The sequence below is a fragment of the Streptomyces sp. NPDC002536 genome, from assembly GCF_053594995.1.
In genome coordinates, this window is record NZ_JBSFWU010000071.1 from 1 (window position 1) to 15,628 (window position 15,628).

Below are 15,628 nucleotides of genomic sequence, written 5' to 3' on the forward strand. Positions count from 1 at the left end.
TGCGCAACCGGCTCTCCACCGCCACGGGCCTGCGCCTGCCGGCCACCCTCGTCTTCGACTACCCCAACCCCACCGCACTCGCCGACCACCTCCTCGCCGTGCTCCTCGACGAGCACGGGGAGGTCCGCGCCCCCGTCACGACGTCCTCGGCGACCGCCGAGGACCCGGTCGTCATCGTCGGCATGGCCTGCCGGCTGCCCGGCGGCGTGCGCTCCCCGGAGGACCTGTGGCGGCTCGTCGTCGACGGGGGTGACGGCATCTCCGACGTCCCGACCGACCGCGGCTGGGACCTGGGCATGCTGCGCGGCGGTGAGGACGGCAGCAGCTCCACGTCCAAGGGCGGCTTCCTGGACGGGCTCGCCGACTTCGACGCCGCCTTCTTCGGCATCTCCCCCCGCGAGGCCCTGGCCATGGACCCGCAGCAGCGGGTGATGCTGGAGACCTCCTGGGAGGCGATCGAGCGGGCGGGCATCGACCCGACGTCCCTGCGGGGTACCGAGACCGGTGTCTTCGTCGGCACCAGCGGCTCCGACTACGGCAGCATCCTGCTGAGTTCGGGCGAGGACGTCCAGGCCCACGCCAGCACCGGCCTCGCGGGCAGTGTCCTCTCCGGGCGGCTGTCCTACACCTTCGGCCTGGAGGGCCCGGCCGTCACGGTCGACACCGCGTGCTCGTCCTCGCTCGTCTCGCTGCACCTGGCGACCCGCGCGCTGCGCGACGGCGAGTGCTCGCTGGCGCTGGCCGGCGGTGTGACGCTGATGTCCACGCCGATGAGCATCGCCGGATTCAGCAAGCAGGGCGCCCTGTCGACGGACGGCCGGTGCAAGGCGTTCTCGGACGCGGCCGACGGCACGAGCTGGTCCGAGGGCGTGGGCGTGCTCGTCCTGGAGCGCCTCTCCGACGCCCGCCGCAACGGGCACGAGGTCCTGGCCGTCGTCCGTGGCTCGGCCGTCAACCAGGACGGCGCGTCCAACGGTCTGACCGCCCCCAACGGCCCGTCCCAGCAGCGCGTCATCCGCCAGGCGCTGGCGAACGCCGGACTGTCGACCGGCGAGGTGGACGCGGTCGAGGCCCATGGCACCGGCACCTCGCTCGGTGACCCGATCGAGGCCCAGGCGCTGCTCGCCACCTACGGCCAGGACCGGGCCGAGGGACGGCCGTTGATGCTGGGCTCGCTCAAGTCGAACATCGGCCACACGATGGCGGCTGCCGGTGTCTCGGGTGTCATCAAGATGGTCATGGCCATGCGCCACCGGGTGCTGCCGCGCTCGCTCCACATCGACACCCCCTCCTCCCACGTCGACTGGACGGCCGGGGACATCGAGCTCCTCACCGAGCAGACCGAGTGGCCGGAGACGGACCACCCGCGCCGTGCGGCCGTGTCGTCCTTCGGTATCAGCGGCACGAACGCGCACACCATCCTGGAGCAGGCTCCGGAGGACCGGCAGCCTGCGGGCCGGGACGAGCCGGAGGTTGCGCCGTCGGTGGTGCCGTGGCCGGTCTCGGCGCGGTCCGAGGCCGCGTTGACGGCACAGCTGGAGCAGCTCTCCGGGCTCGGTGACCAGTCCCCCCTGGACGTCGGATTCTCGCTGGCGACCTCCCGGGCCGGCTTCGAGCACCGTGCGGTGCTGCTGGCCGGGGACGAGGGGACCGTGGAGGCCGCGCGCGGGTTCACCGAGGACACGGCGGGGGACCTCGCGGTGCTGTTCTCCGGCCAGGGCGCACAGCGGGTCGGCATGGGCAGGGAACTCCACGCCCGTTTCCCCGTGTTCGCCGAGGCTCTCGACGCGGTGCTGGCGCATTTCGACGACGCGCTGCGCGAGGTGCTGTTCACCGACACCGACGAGACGCGGCTGGACGAGACCGGGTTCACCCAGCCCGCGCTGTTCGCCGTCGAGGTGGCGCTGTTCCGGCTCGTGGAGTCGTGGGGCGTCCGTCCCGGCTTCGTGGCCGGTCATTCCATCGGCGAGATCGCCGCGGCGCACGTGGCCGGGGTGTTCTCCCTGGAGGACGCCTGCCGGCTCGTGGTCGCACGGGCCCGCCTGATGCAGGCGCTGCCCGCAGGCGGTGCGATGGTCGCCGTCCAGGCCACCGAGGCCGAGCTGACGGCCCGGTTGGTGACGGGCGTGTCGATCGCCGCGGTCAACGGCCCCGAGGCGGTCGTCCTCGCGGGCGACGAGGCGGCCGTGCTGCGCATCGCCGAGGGCTTTGCCGCCGAGGGCCGCAAGACGCGGCGGCTGTCGGTGAGTCACGCCTTCCACTCGCCGCTGATGGACCCGATGCTGGACGACTTCCGCCGGGTCGCCGACGAACTGACCTACAGCGCCCCCCGGATCCCGGTCGTGTCGAACGTGACGGGCGAACTCGTCGCCGACGAGCTGGTGTGTTCCGCCGAGTACTGGGTCCGGCACGTCCGGGAGACGGTCCGCTTCGCCGACGGTGTGCGCACCCTCGCCGCCGAAGGCGCCTCCGTCTTCCTGGAGTTGGGCCCGGACGGCGTGCTGACGGCCATGGCCCAGCACGTCCTGGACGACTCCTCCGTGGCCGTGGCGGCCCTCCGCAAGGACCGCCCCGAGGAGACCGCTCTCCTCACGGCCCTCGCGCGGCTCCACGTCACGGGTGTCGACGTGGCCTGGGCCCGGCTCTTCGACGGCACCGGCGCCCGCCGCGTCGACCTGCCCACGTACGCGTTCCAGCACGAGCGGTACTGGCCCGGGCAGGCGGCCCCGACGGGCGACGTGTCCGCCGCCGGTCTCATGCCGGCCGGGCACCCGCTGCTGGGCGCGGCCGTGTCGCTGGCCGACTCCGGCGGCATGCTGTTCACGGGCCGGCTGTCGACGGACGCCCACCCGTGGCTGAAGGACCACACCGTGGACGGGACGGCCGTCTTCCCCGCCGCCGGGTTCCTCGAACTGGCCGTCCGCGCCGGTGACGAGGCGGGCTGCGGCCGGGTCGCCGAACTGACCCTCGGTACACCGCTGGAGCTCACCGACGGCACGGCCGTCGTGACGCAGGTGTGGCTCGGCGCTGCGGACGAGGAGGGCACCCGGCAGATCAAGTTCTTCTCGCAGCCGGACGGCACCCCGGACGGTGCGTGGACGGAGCACGCGGCCGGAACACTGGCCACGGGCGCACGCCCCGCGGAATTCGACGCGTCCGTCTGGCCGCCCTTCGGCGCTTCCGGGATCGAACTGGACGGCTTCTACGACGGGACCGGGTTCGGCCCCGCCTTCCACGGGCTGCGGTCGGCCTGGGTCCGCGGCGAGGAGGTGTTCGTCGAGGCGGCACTCCCGGACGACACCGCCTCCGGCTCCGGGCACTTCGGCCTGCACCCCGCACTGCTCGAAGCGCTCGTCCACGCAACCGCCCTGCTGGGCGCGGGAGTCGAGGAGGGCGCCCCGCACGCCGTCTCCTGGCACGACGTGTCCCTGCACGCCGCCGGCGCCTCGTCGGTGCGGGCCCGGATCGCGCGGACCGGCGACGACACCGTCCGCCTCACGGCCGTCGACGCCGCCGGTGACCCCGTACTGTCGGCGGAGACCCTCACCCTGGGCACCCCGGCCGCGGTCACCGGGCGCCGGCGCGAGCGGCTGCTGCGGCTGGACTGGGTGCCCGCCCCGGAGGCGGAGGCCTCCGCGGACGTGCGCAGCCAGGTGCTCGCCCCCCTCGGGACGGCATCGCTGGCCGACGTCACCGACGTCCCGGACCTGGTCGTGGTGCCCGTGCACGGCACGGGCGACGACGTCCCGGCGGTCGTGCACGCCACCACGGCACAGGCGCTGGGCCTGCTGCAGGAATGGCTCGCCGACGCACGGTTCGGCGCATCGCGGCTGGTGTTCGTGACGCGCGGCGCGCTCTCCGGCGACGACCTCCCCGCCGCCGTGGTCTGGGGCCTGGTGCGCGCGGCGCACGCGGAACACCCCGGCCGTTTCGTCCTGGCCGACCTCGACGCCGACGCCGACCTGACGGAGTTCCTCGCGAAGCTGCCGGCCCTGACGGCCTCCGACGACGCCCAGTTCACCGTGCACGAGGGCGTGGTGCGCGTCGGGCGGCTGGGCTGGCTGCCCGCCGACCCGGGCCCCCGGCAGCCGGCCTGGGACCCCGAGGGGACCATCCTCATCACCGGCGGCACCGGCGCGCTGGGCGGACACCTCGCCCGGTGGCTGGCCGGCACCGGCGCGCGGCACCTGCTGCTGGTCAGCCGCCGCGGTCCGGAGGCACCCGGCGCGGACCGGCTCGCCGGTGAACTCCGGGAGCTGGGCGCGCTTCCCACGATCGCCGCCTGCGACACGGTGGACCGTGACGCGCTCGACGCCCTGCTCGCGGCGATCCCGGCCGAGCACCCGCTGACCGCGGTCGTCCACCTGGCCGGTGTCCTGGACGACGGCCTGGTGACCGCACTCGATCCCGAGCGGCTGCCGATCGTGCTGAGCCCGAAGGCGGAGGCCGCCTGGCACCTGCACGAGGCCACCAAGGGCCTGGACCTGGCCGCGTTCATCATGTTCTCGTCCATCTCCGGAGTGCTCGGTGCCCCCGGCGTGGCCAACTACGCGGCCGCGAACGCCTTCCTGGACGGCCTGGCGCTGCACCGCACGTCCCTGGGCCTGCCCGGCCAGGCGCAGGCCTGGGGCCACTGGGAGCTGGAGGACGGCATGGCCGGCAAGGTGACCGAGGGCTCCGTGCAGCGCATGCGCGCCGGCGGCCTGTCCCCGGTGACCCTCGAACAGGGCCTGGTGATGTTCGACGCCGCCCGCGGCTGCGCCGAGCCGAACGTGGTGGCACTGGGCGAGTTCAGCAGCAGGGCCTCGATGGCGCAGGGCGACGTGCCGCCGCCCTACCGCGGGCTGATGCGCTGGACCCGGCGCTCCGCCGTGAACGCCGTGAGCACGCTCGCCGTGCCGGACACCTTCGTCCAGCGGCTGCGGGACCTGCCGGAGGCGGACCGGGCCGGCCACGTCGTCGACCTGGTGCGCACGGAGGTGGCCGGTGTCCTCGGCCATGCCTCGGCCGGGTCCGTCGAGGCCCACCGGGACTTCTTCGAGCTGGGCTTCGACTCGCTGACCTCGGTCGAGCTCCGCAACCGGATCGCCGCGGCCACCGGGCTGCACCTGCCCGCGACCGTGGTCTTCGACAACAAGAACCCCGAGAGCCTCGCCACCTGGCTGCTCAGCGAACTCGCCGCGCAGCCGGGCCCGGAGGGGTCCGGGGCGGGTGCGGGCCTGCGGGGCCCGGCCGCCGGGCAGGAGATCGACTCGCTGGAGCGGATGTTCCTCGACGCCCTGGAGGGCGACCGGATCCCGGAGGCCCAGTACATGCTCCGGGCCCTGGGCGCCGTCCGCCCGAGCTTCGAGAACGCGGCCGAGCTGGAGGACCTGCCGCTGCCGACCACGCTCGCCGAGGGCTCCGGCACGCCGCGGCTCATCTGCATCAGCACACCCACCGCCAACGGCGGTGTCCACGAGTACGCCCGGTTCGCCGCATCCTTCCGGGGCAAGCGGCACGTCTGCGCCGTGCCGCTGGTCGGCTTCGCGGCGGGGGAGCGGCTGCCGGCCGGCTCCGAGACCGCGGTCCGGGTCATCGCGGAGAGCGCGCTGCGTGCGAGCGACGGCGAGCCCTTCGTCCTGGTCGGCCACTCCTCCGGCGGAGCGCTGGCCTATGCGGCCGCGGGCCTGCTGGAGAACACGTGGGGGATCAAGCCCACGGCCGTGGTGCTGCTGGACACCCTCAGCATCCGGCACGACGGCAACAAGGACATCGACTACGTCGGCCTGATGCGGCAGAACTTCCTGGTCGACGAGGTCTCCCCGGTGCGGATGACGAACTCCAGGCTGTCCGCCATGGGCCGGTGGATGGGCCTGCTGAACCGGATCGACGTGCAGCACACGACTGCCCCCGTGCTGAGCCTCCAGGCACTGAGGCAGCACTCCGGCGTCGCCTCCGCCCCTGCCGGGGCCGAGGGCGCCGGCGGTGAGGAGCTGACCACCCTGATCCCGTCGGCCGACGTCCGCAGGATCGACGCGGACCACCTCTCGATGGTCAAGGCGGACGCCGCCCTGGCCGCGGAGAGCGTGGAGGACTGGCTCGGCTCCGTCACGGGAGCGTGACGGCGAGGTAGTCGACACACGCTGCGGCGGGCGGCCTTCGGGCCGCCCGCCGTGGCGTTTTCCCTCAGCTCGTTCGGGGGGACCACCGGCTTTGGCCGGTGGGGGAACCGGGCCCTTGGCCTGGAGGCGCGAAGCGCCGGAGCCCACTGTGGTGTCAGTCTCCGGCGCTTGGGCGACTCCACCTGAGTGTTCGGGCCAAGCTGACGTTGGTGACCTGATCTCATCAGGCTCGGTCCCTGGGCTGAGGGGCGCCTTGTGGCTCACACTGCCTCATGGATCAGGGGGTTGCCGCACTTATCGGCGCGGTCCGGCTCCTCTGCCACCCCGTGCTCGGTGATGGTCTCGCTCATCAGACGACTCCTTGATCATCGGATCCGCCGTCTATTGGACACTCCATCCTTCGGGGATTGCCGGTCAGCTGGCGGGGTCGCGAGGTAGGGGCCGACGGCGCAGTCGAGGGCGTCTTCGGGGCTTCCGAAGGACAGGCCCGTGGGCAGGATGTTGTCCTCGTAGCGTTCGTTGCTGTAGGTGAACAGAGCGAAGCCCCACGTCTCGGGGTGGCCGGTGTCCTTGAGCCTGCACAGTTGCAAGTCGTCTTCGTCGTCGCCGTTGATGACGGCGTCGAGTGTGGTCGGCCCTTCAAATGAAGTCTCTTAGGCGAAAAGCCGCATGCCATTGGAGTGGTACGGCAGCGACTTGCGCCGGTGCAGCACTGGGTCGTGGTCCTCGGTGAAGGCGATCTCGGCCTCGGCGCCCTTCTCGGTGCCCAACAGTCGCAGTCGGCCGCTTTCGCGGATGCGCGCCAGGTCCGGCTCCACGCCCCCGCACGTCCACGGTGGCCGGCACCTGTCCCTCCAGCCCCAGCAACCCGGGCCGCGCGTATCGGGCCGACGGTATGCGAACTCTACGGGCCGATGCCGATCGAGAACAGGTCGCAAACGCCGACCGCCATGCTTGGGTACCTCTCACGCCTTTGTGTTGAGGAAAGAACGCCGGAATGCCGACCTCCCGAGGCTGTCAACCGGGGGAGGTCGGCATTGGCGTTCTTGTCGCGCCGTGCAGTGCCCAGCACGCTTTTGCTGCGGCGACCGGCGGCTCTGCTCGGTCCTACTCGGTCCGCAGCGCGGTGGCGGTCCGGGTCCGTGCCGCCCAGCCGGCCGGCAGCAGTGCGCCGAGCAGGGCGATCACGATCCCGCCGGCCAGAAGGGGGATGAGCAGCCCGGCGGTGTAGACGTGGGACACGCTCGGCGGCAGGTGCCGGCCGATCGCGTTCCCCATCGGGGTCAGCGTCGCCTTCTCCACCGCGACCCCGAGCGGGACCCCGATCAGCCCGGCGATCAGGCCGGTGAGGGACACCGAGGTCAGCACCATCGCAATGGTCTGTTTGGGCGTCATCCCGAGGGCCTTGAAGATCCCCAGATCATGAACCCGCTCCCGGGTGTCCTGCACCACCATGCTCAGCACCCCGAGCGCGGCAACCGCCACCAGCATCAGCGTGAGCGTGGCCACCAGGGTGCCCATGATGATCATCACGATGTTCTTGCCCCCGCCCGAGTTCGGATGGACCGAGGCGTTCAGCGGGGTCAGCGCGGCGGCGGCCGAGGTGGACCAGTCCGATCCGCTGACGTTGTCGGCCAGCTCGACGTTGAACTGCTCGATGTGCGGGGCCAGACCGGCGGCGGTGAAGGTGGCCGCATCCGTCATGACCGTGTAGTCGCCCACGTTGGTGTCGAAGTTGATGCCGACGACCTTCAGCGGCAGTTGCTTGTTCTGCTGCACCACGGTGACGTTGTCACCGACGTGGATCCCCACCGTCGTGGCCAGCTTGTCGCCGACCACGGCCTCGCCGGGCGCTGAGAACCAGCGGCCGGACAGCAGCTCCATGTTCGTCCAGGAGAAGTCGCCGGTGATCGTGAACACCTTCGGCGGTTCGCCGCCGGGCGGGGCGCCGACGATGGTCGCGCCGCTCTCGCCCCAGCCGAACGCGGCCTTCGTGCCCGGGGTCTCGGCGAGCGCGGCGGCCGCCTTGGCGGCGTCCAGGTGCGGCCTGCGCGGGTCGTTGGGCCCGTAGCGCCCCCAGGGCACGCCTACGTCGGCTGTGGGTATCACGAACTCCGCCGCGACGTTGAAGCCTGAGGTACTGGTGTCCAGGTACTTGTCGAACGCGGACCCCAGCCCCACCGCGAACGTGACACTCACCACGCCGAACAGCACCGCCGCACCGACGAGTACGGCCCGGGCCGGCCGGGCGAATGGCTGGGCCAGACCCAGCGACATGGCCCGGGGCAGCGGCAGCCGCGAGGCAAGACGCTGCGCCGTCCGACCGATCCCGGCCTTGGGGGCGCGGCCGGCCACCAGAGCCTGCACCGTCGGCATCCGGCCGGCTCGCAGTGCCGGGATCAAAGCCGTGGTGCCGACGATCAGCAGGGTGCCCAGCGGCACCACGGCGCTGACCCACAACGGAATCGTGGCACCGGTCGCGCCGAGCTGCTTGGTGGCCCCGTCCAGGATCGGCACAGCCAGGAGATTGCCGAAAACCGTGCCGAGCACCACGCCGAGTGTCGCCGGGATCATGGCCTGTGCGGTGTAGGCGCGGGCCACCTGCGAAGGGGTGAAGCCCAATGACTTCAGAATCCCGATGCGCCGGATTCCCGAGGCCACAGCCCCGCTGACCACGATCGCGATGATCAGCACCGACATGAACAGCCCGAGGATCCCGAAGCCGGTCAGGAACGGCACGAAGGCCCTGGCGTTGCCGGTCGCCTGCTGCTCCGCGGTCAGATACGACTGTCCGCCCTCGACCGAGCCGACCGGCGCAGCGGCGGCCACCGCCTGCTTGCCGGTGGCGATGTCGGCGTCGGTCCCGGCCTTGGCGAACCGGTAGAGCATCTGCACATCGGCCTTGGCACCGGCGGCGGTGAGCCGCGCGAAACCGTCGGCGGTGGCGAAGGCGGTCGCGCTGTTGGTCACCGAGCCGCCGAAGCCGACGACCTTGAACGACGGCTTGCCCGGCAGGGAGGAGAACACCACCGAATCGCCGAAGCAGACGGTGGCATAGTGCTGCCACGGCAGGGCGATCTCGCCCGGGCCGGTCGGCCAGCGCCCCTGGGTCAGCACGAGCTGGTCCATCCCGGAGGTGCTGCCCAGGTCGGGCCGGGTGGTGACGGTGATCGGACCGTTGTCGTGACCGGCGAAATCCTTCGTGGGGCAGTCCGTGCCGACGGTCGTGTCCAGGGCGGCGGCGATCGGGTACGGTCCGGCCGCCCCGGTGACGCCGGCGGCGTGCGCGGTGGCGGCGGCCTGCGCGGCCGTGGCCTTCGAGCCGTCGAACTGGACCGCCAGGTGCGCCCCGTTCCGAGCACTGAAGGCGTGCTCGAACGGGGCCTGCACGACGGCCAGCAGGCCGAGGGAGAGTACTGAGGACGTCACCGCGGCGAACGTCGTCAGGGCCATGACGAGGGACTGGACCCGACGCCGGCCCACGCCGGAGCGTACGACCTTGCCCAGGGCGCTCACCGGCTCACCGCCGGCAACGTGCGGGCCACGGCCCGGAATCCGACCTCGAAGAGACGCCGGGGCATCGGCGGCTTGCGCAGTGTCATCCGACCGCTCCCGCCGGACGGGTCAGCGGCGTGCGGGCGGCCAGGCCGGCACCGCTGCCGTCGTTGACGACGTCCCGCTCGACCGCGCCGTCCACCAACTCGATCGTGCGGCGCGCGGTGCTCGCGGCCAACTGCACATCGTGGGTCACCAACAAGATGGTCTGGCCCTCGCTGTTCAGGTCCAGCAGCAGCCGGCGCACGTCCTCGGCCGAGCTCGAGTCCAGCGCGCCGGTGGGCTCGTCGGCCAGCAGCAGCGCCGGCTTGTTCATCAGGGCCCTGGCCACCGCCACCCGCTGCCGTTGCCCGCCGGACAGCCGCTGCGGGTAGGCCTTGGCATGCCGGTCGATGCCCAGCGAGCCGAGCAGCTCGACGGCCCGCCGCTTCGCCTCGCCCTTGCCCATCCCGGCCAGCTGCGCCGGAACCATGACGTTGTCCAACACGGTCAGGTCGTCGAGCAGATTGAAGAACTGGAAGATCATGCCGATCGAGGCCCGGCGGTACTTCGCCGAACCGGCCTCACCGAGCTGGTCGACGCGGGTGCCGTCGACGGTCACGGTGCCACTGGAAGGCTTGTCCAGGCCGGCGATCAGATTCAGCAGCGTGGACTTCCCGCTGCCGGAATGGCCGAGGATCGCCACGCACTCACCGGACGCCACGGACAAGGTCACACCGGCCAGCGCGGGCGGGCCGTCGTCGTACTTCTTCATCGCGTCTTGGAGAGCGATCATCGGCGGATTCGTCATGACCATGAACCTAGGAACGGAGCATGACCCATTGCGTCGGCCGGCGGATGTCACCTCTCCCCAGGCCATCGGCCCGGCGGCGTATCCCGCATACATCCCCGGGGCGACGCGCAGAGCCGACGCCACTGAATACGATCTTCGTATGGAAGAGCTTCTGCAGCGTCTCTCGACATCGAAGCGCGTGACCTGGCTGATGTCACAGGCCGTGGTGCCGGCCACCGCCTGCTGCTACGCGATGCTGCTCCCCTGGACGATGCCGACCCCTGAGGGCGGCCTGTTCCGGTTCCCCGACCTCGAGCCTGTCCAGATGCTGGGTCTGTACGTCGTGCTCGCCCTTCCGGTTCTGCTGGTGCGCCGTCTGCCGACCACCGTCTTCGCGGTGATCCTGGGCGAATCGGTCCTCGGCGAGGCCTTCGGCGCGCGGCCCTTGATCGTGTTCGTCCTGCTCGTCGCCTTGTGCGGGTATCTCGCCGCCCGACGGCCGAAGGCTGCCGCCGTCGGCTCCGTCGCGGGCGTCGCGGCCGCGTTCGTCAACGACATCCACGGCTACCCCGGGGAGACCGTCGGCGACGCGGCCCAGTGGACCGGGGGGCTCGCGTTGTGGTTCGCGGTCGCGTGGGTCTTCGGAGGGGTGTATCGCAAACGCCGTGAGTACCTCGAAGCCCTGCAGGAGCAGAGGGCGGCCCGCGCCGTTATGGCCGAGCGGCTGCGGATCGCCCGTGAACTGCACGACAGCGTCGCGCACAGCATCGGGATCATCACGGTGCTGTCGGGGGCGGCGGCGCGGGTCGTGGAGACCAAGCCCGAGCAGACGCGGCGGGCTCTGACCGGCATCGAGACCACCAGCCGGGAGACGCTGCTCGGGCTGCAGCGCATGCTCGGGGCGCTACGCCGCGCCGAGCCGGACGACGCCGTGCCGCAGGCCGCTCCGCTGGCGCCGGGCGGCAGCCTGGCCGACGTCCCGCGGCTCGCCGAACGCACGGCCGACGCCGGGGTGCGGGTCCACGTGACCTGGCAGGGCGAGCGGCGTCCACTGCCGCCGGAGATCGAACTGTCGGCATTCCGGATCATCCAGGAGTCGGTGACCAACGTGGTGCGGCATTCCGGGGCGCGAACATGCCGGGTCGCGGTCGGTTACGAACCGGAAGGAGTGAGGATCGAGGTGGAGGACGACGGGGACGACGGTTCCGGCAGGCCGGGCCGTCCGAGGCACTCCGCGGCCGGCGGGAGCGGCTTCGGCCTGCTCGGCATGTGCGAGCGAGTGACGTTGCTGTCCGGCCAGTTCAGCGCGGGTCGGCGTCCGGAGGGCGGATTCCGGGTGACGGCGAGCCTCCCGGCATGAGCGTGCGAGTGCTGCTGGCCGACGACCAACCCCTGATGCTGGTCGGGCTCGCCATGCTGATCGGCAACACCGACGACCTGGAGGTGGTCGGCGAGGCCGGCGACGGCCGCGAGGCGGTGCGCCTGGTACGTGAGCTGCGGCCGGACGTCGTGGTGATGGACATCCGGATGCCGGGCATGGACGGGATCGAGGCGACCCGGCAGGCGACCGCCGAACCGGACCCGCCCAAGGTGCTGGTGCTGACAACCTTCGACGACGACGAGTACGTCTACGGCGCACTCCGCGCCGGCGCCAGCGGATTCCTGCTCAAGAGCATGGCCCTGGACGCGATCCTGGACGCGATCCGCGTGGTGGCGGCCGGCGACGCGCTGATCGCGCCGAGCGTGACCCGGCGGCTGATCGCGGACTTCGCCAGAACGTCCGGCCCCGCGGCCCCCGAACCGGACGCCGAGCCCGCCGCGGACTCGAGTCCCATCGCGGGGATCACCGACCGGGAGCGCGAGGTGCTGGCACTGGTCGGACAGGGACTGTCGAACGCCGAGATAGCCGAGCGGCTGGTGATCAGCGCGGCGACGGCGAAGACCCATGTCGCGCGTCTGTTCGCCAAGCTCGAGGCCCGAGACCGCGTCCACCTGGCGATCATCGCCTTCGACACCGGACTCGTGCCGCGTAGACGGTAGGGCAGGACGAGAAGAACGATCGCCGACCACGAGTTCGCCGCGTTCGCCAGATGCGCCGGCTCACCCACCTGCACCCGGGCCTCTGCCGGAGGTCACCTCGGGCAGAAGGCGGTGACCGGCCGATGCGCTCGTAGCCCGGCCGGAGCGCGTCGGGGCCGGCACCGCCGACACGGGCCGGGATCAGCGGCACCGACCGGCCGCCCACCCGGGCCTCCGGTGGCGGAACCACCCCGGCGAACGATCTACCCCACAGACACCCGCCCACGACCAGCACGAGTACCCACGAACCCTGCCGCACCAGCACGCTGACCAGCCACTTCAAGATGGTGGATCTTCAATAAGCTGATCTCGGGGTGGGGCGATGCGGCTGACCAGTCCGTTCACGATCGAACTGACCCAGGCCGAGCGTGAGGTGCTTGAACGCCTGGCAGGCTCGCGCACCGCGCCGTTCGGGCAGGTGCAGCGGGCTTCGGTGATCCTGGCACTGGCCGAGGGAATGTCGAACGCCGCCACGGCCCGCGCGGCCGGGCGGCATGTGGACACCGTCCGCTCCTGGCACAAGCGGTTCACCGCCCAGCGGCCGGCTGCGCTCGTCGACCGGCCCCGGCCGCTGGGGCGGCCCCGGTTGTCCGCCGAGGACAAGCTGCAGGTCGTCGCCGCCGCGACCGCCGCGACCGCCCAACCGCCGACACCGTGTGGACCCACCGACTGCTATCCGATCACCTGCGCAGTTCCGGCCTGGCGGTCTCCGCCTCCCAGGTCGGACGGATCCTGGCCTGCGTCGATCTCAAGCCGCATCTGGTGCGCGGTCGGCTGACCCGACCAGCCGACCCGGAGTTCTTCGCCCGTGCCGCTGACGTGCGCGCGCTCTACCGCACCTGCCCTGCGAACGCGGTGGTGATCAGCGTGGATGAGAAGACCGGGATCACCGCACGCTCCCGCAAACACCCGACCAGCCCGGCCGCCCCGGGCAGCGCACCCGCCGGGAGTTCGAGTACATCCGCCACGGCACCGTCTCCATCATCGCCGCCCTGAACGTCCACACCGGCCAAGTCCTCACCGAGCGCATCGACCGCAATAACGCCGACACCTTCATCGGCTTCCTACGCCAACTCAACGAGTCCATCCCCGCCGACACCGGCATCCACCTGGTCATGGACAACGGCTCATCCCACGTCGCGAAGAAGACGAAGGCATGGCCGGCCACCCGTCCCCGCTTCAACATCCACCACACCCCCGAACACGCCAGCCGGCTCAACCAAGTCGAGCTGTTCTTCTCCGCCCTGACCCGACGTCTGCTACGCCGCGGCCAGTTCGCCTCCCGCGACGAACTGGCCGCGGCCATCGACACCTTCGTCTTGGCCTACGACGAACACGACGCCAAGCCCTACCGCTGGACCTACGACGGCAGCCCACTCAAAGCCGCATGGACCCCCGAAGGATCAACGCGGCGCTGCACTAGGGTTGGAAGAGTACTTCCGGATTGTTCGGTGAGGGGCCGTCCAGCAGCGGACGGTGGATCCCCTTCAGCGTCTGGTCGAAGAACGCTGTCACGTACTCACGCGTGAGCACGATTCCACGTTCGGGGCCGAGGGGCGGCGTCGGGAACCCGGCCTGCTCCTCGAGCAGGTCCACGTCGGTGAAGCTGGGGTGGTTGGCGCCGGTGACCGCCAGCCACTTCTTGTAGCCGCCGAGGTTGGCCCAGGCCTTCTCCCACGTGGTGTCGGTGCCGCTGGGCGAGTGGCTGTCGGTCTCGCCCAGCATGAGGAACGGCCGGTTGATCTGGCCGGGCATCGGGACCGGGTAGAACTTGCCGTCCATGTTCACTCCGGCCCGTACTCGCGGGTCGGCGATCATCGTGGCGACGGCCGACGCTCCGCCGATGGAGTGCCCGGCCATCCCGATCTCGTGCTTGTCGATGAGGTGCGCCAGGCGCCACGCGGTATTGCCATGCGTCAACTGGTCGATCACGAAGGACGCGTCCAGCGCGCGGCTCGCGGTGACCTTGTTCATGTCGAGCTTCGGGTCATCGCAGATCGCGCACGGCGGCGTCTCGCCGTTCTCCAGCGTTTCGCCGCTGTCCTCGTGGGTGGGGCCGACGAGCGCGACGACGTAGCCGTGACTGGCCAGGTCGGTCGCGAGCGAGGTGAGCACCATGCGCGGGTCCCCGAACCCGGGTGAGAGGACCACCAGCGGATGCTTGCCGCGCTGCGGCCGAGCGCCGTCGAAGGCCTGAGTGGTGACGCTGGAAAGGTTCTCTGGGGTGATGCCGGAGCTCGCTGGTATCTTCCCCTTCTGGATGTGTCCGGCTGCCTCGGCGAGGGTCATATAAGGGGCCGGAGTCCCGGTCCCGGGGACAGCCGGGTAGACCATCGTGACGGTCAGTCGGCGGGGGCCGGATGACGGCACCCACGGGTCGGGACGGCTCGCGTCGGTGAGGTGGATGACGTCCTCGCCGGCGGCGTAGCGGCCGGTCGGCGCGGGGAGCGTGCCTTGGAAGGACCGCGTGGGTGCGGTGGCCGTGGCCGGTGCGGTGTCGAACGCGTGCGTGGCCACCGGTGTGGCCGACGGTGTGGTCGTGGCGGCGAACCCGGCGCCGGTTCCGGTGACGAGGGCGGCGAGCGCCAGCGCCGCGACGGCGCTGATACGGCGATTGCGTTTCATGGGATCGACGCTAGGTTCCGCAGCTCCGCATCGAATCAGCTCATGGATGTAAGCATTCTGGTGTCGTTCGTAGCCCCCGCGAGGTACCGGAGTAATCCGCCGGGAGTATGTCGTGCGGCGCGGGGTTCCCTTCGCCGGCATCGCCGAGCGCCACCTTCGTCTTGGCCTACGACGATCCAGCGTGGCTCAATGGAGTTGCACTGGGCGACGATGGGGCGGACCCGCATGTCGTTGGGGTGGGCGGCGGCGTGCGGGGCCGACAGCGCCGGTCATGCCGACACAGTGGGCACACCGAACGCTGCGCACAGGACCGGGCCGGCCCCCTGCGACGGTGCTTGACCACCGACACAGGAAGCCCGCAACTCTGGTCGCCGGTGGAGTCACATCCGGGTCGCTTCCCATACGTGCACGTCCCCTCGGGGACCCGAGCCCGATCCGAGCTCTAGGGAAACCAGCAGTGCCCCTTGGATGAGGATGGCCTGGCAAATTGGGT

9 protein-coding genes and 2 pseudogenes are annotated in these 15,628 nt (G+C 71.4%); 5 read left to right on the forward strand and 6 right to left on the reverse strand.

Annotated elements, in window-relative coordinates:
• Positions 1–6,104 (forward strand): SDR family NAD(P)-dependent oxidoreductase (locus ACWD4B_RS23925; RefSeq protein WP_451422664.1); only part of this gene is annotated, 6,104 nt, incomplete at its 5' end.
• Positions 6,105–6,469: 365 nt separating this feature from the next.
• Here ACWD4B_RS23925 and ACWD4B_RS23930 read toward each other — a convergent pair.
• From ACWD4B_RS23930 to ACWD4B_RS23945, 4 genes and pseudogenes are all read right to left on the reverse strand, one after another.
• Positions 6,470–6,694 (reverse strand): hypothetical protein, encoded by a 225-nt coding sequence (locus ACWD4B_RS23930; RefSeq protein ID WP_451422665.1) that lies wholly within the window; start codon positions 6,692–6,694, stop codon positions 6,470–6,472.
• Between the two features lie 66 nt (positions 6,695–6,760).
• Positions 6,761–7,056 (reverse strand): annotated as a pseudogene (locus ACWD4B_RS23935) (serine dehydratase beta chain); the annotation flags it as partial.
• 155 nt (positions 7,057–7,211) lie between these two features.
• Positions 7,212–9,620: an ABC transporter permease gene (locus ACWD4B_RS23940; protein WP_451422666.1), complete on the reverse strand. Its 2,409-nt coding sequence runs from the start codon at positions 9,618–9,620 to the stop codon at positions 7,212–7,214.
• Between the two features lie 82 nt (positions 9,621–9,702).
• On the reverse strand, positions 9,703–10,449 hold the full coding sequence (locus ACWD4B_RS23945) for an ABC transporter ATP-binding protein (RefSeq protein ID WP_390779365.1): 747 nt from the start codon (positions 10,447–10,449) through the stop codon (positions 9,703–9,705).
• A 142-nt stretch (positions 10,450–10,591) separates the two neighbouring features.
• Here ACWD4B_RS23945 and ACWD4B_RS23950 point away from each other — a divergent pair, with 142 nt between their 5' ends.
• The 3 genes from ACWD4B_RS23950 (at position 10,592) to ACWD4B_RS23960 (ending at position 13,288) form a co-directional block, all read left to right on the forward strand.
• Positions 10,592–11,791, forward strand: a complete 1,200-nt coding sequence (locus tag ACWD4B_RS23950; RefSeq protein WP_451422667.1) for a sensor histidine kinase — start codon at positions 10,592–10,594, stop codon at positions 11,789–11,791.
• Complete coding sequence (locus tag ACWD4B_RS23955; protein ID WP_390779363.1) at positions 11,788–12,471, forward strand: response regulator; 684 nt, start codon at positions 11,788–11,790, stop codon at positions 12,469–12,471. Before ACWD4B_RS23950 ends, ACWD4B_RS23955 begins: the two co-directional genes overlap by 4 nt.
• 361 nt (positions 12,472–12,832) lie before the next feature.
• Positions 12,833–13,288, forward strand: a complete 456-nt coding sequence (locus tag ACWD4B_RS23960) for a helix-turn-helix domain-containing protein (RefSeq protein ID WP_451422668.1) — start codon at positions 12,833–12,835, stop codon at positions 13,286–13,288.
• 52 nt (positions 13,289–13,340) lie between these two features.
• Here the strand turns inward: ACWD4B_RS23960 and ACWD4B_RS23965 are convergent, their stop codons facing one another.
• Positions 13,341–13,478: a hypothetical protein gene (locus tag ACWD4B_RS23965; protein ID WP_451422669.1), complete on the reverse strand. Its 138-nt coding sequence runs from the start codon at positions 13,476–13,478 to the stop codon at positions 13,341–13,343.
• Between ACWD4B_RS23965 and ACWD4B_RS23970 the strand changes: the two are divergent.
• Positions 13,467–14,039: pseudogene (locus ACWD4B_RS23970) on the forward strand (IS630 family transposase); the annotation flags it as partial. The gene ACWD4B_RS23965 and the pseudogene ACWD4B_RS23970 sit on opposite strands and share 12 nt — an antisense overlap.
• On the opposite strand, the gene ACWD4B_RS23975 reads toward ACWD4B_RS23970, so the two are convergent.
• Positions 13,930–15,135, reverse strand: a complete 1,206-nt coding sequence (locus ACWD4B_RS23975; RefSeq protein WP_451422670.1) for an alpha/beta hydrolase family protein — start codon at positions 15,133–15,135, stop codon at positions 13,930–13,932. The pseudogene ACWD4B_RS23970 and the gene ACWD4B_RS23975 overlap by 110 nt on opposite strands.
• Positions 15,136–15,628 lie beyond the last annotated feature (493 nt).

Bases quoted from the DNA above. Each gene is read 5' to 3' on its own strand.
- ACWD4B_RS23960 (WP_451422668.1), top strand. From the start codon at position 12,833: ATGCGGCTGACCAGTCCGTTCACGATCGAACTGACCCAGGCCGAGCGT.
- ACWD4B_RS23955 (WP_390779363.1), top strand. From the start codon at position 11,788: ATGAGCGTGCGAGTGCTGCTGGCCGACGACCAACCCCTGATGCTGGTC.
- ACWD4B_RS23975 (WP_451422670.1), bottom strand. From the start codon at position 15,135: ATGAAACGCAATCGCCGTATCAGCGCCGTCGCGGCGCTGGCGCTCGCC.
- ACWD4B_RS23950 (WP_451422667.1), top strand. From the start codon at position 10,592: ATGGAAGAGCTTCTGCAGCGTCTCTCGACATCGAAGCGCGTGACCTGG.
- ACWD4B_RS23945 (WP_390779365.1), bottom strand. From the start codon at position 10,449: ATGACGAATCCGCCGATGATCGCTCTCCAAGACGCGATGAAGAAGTAC.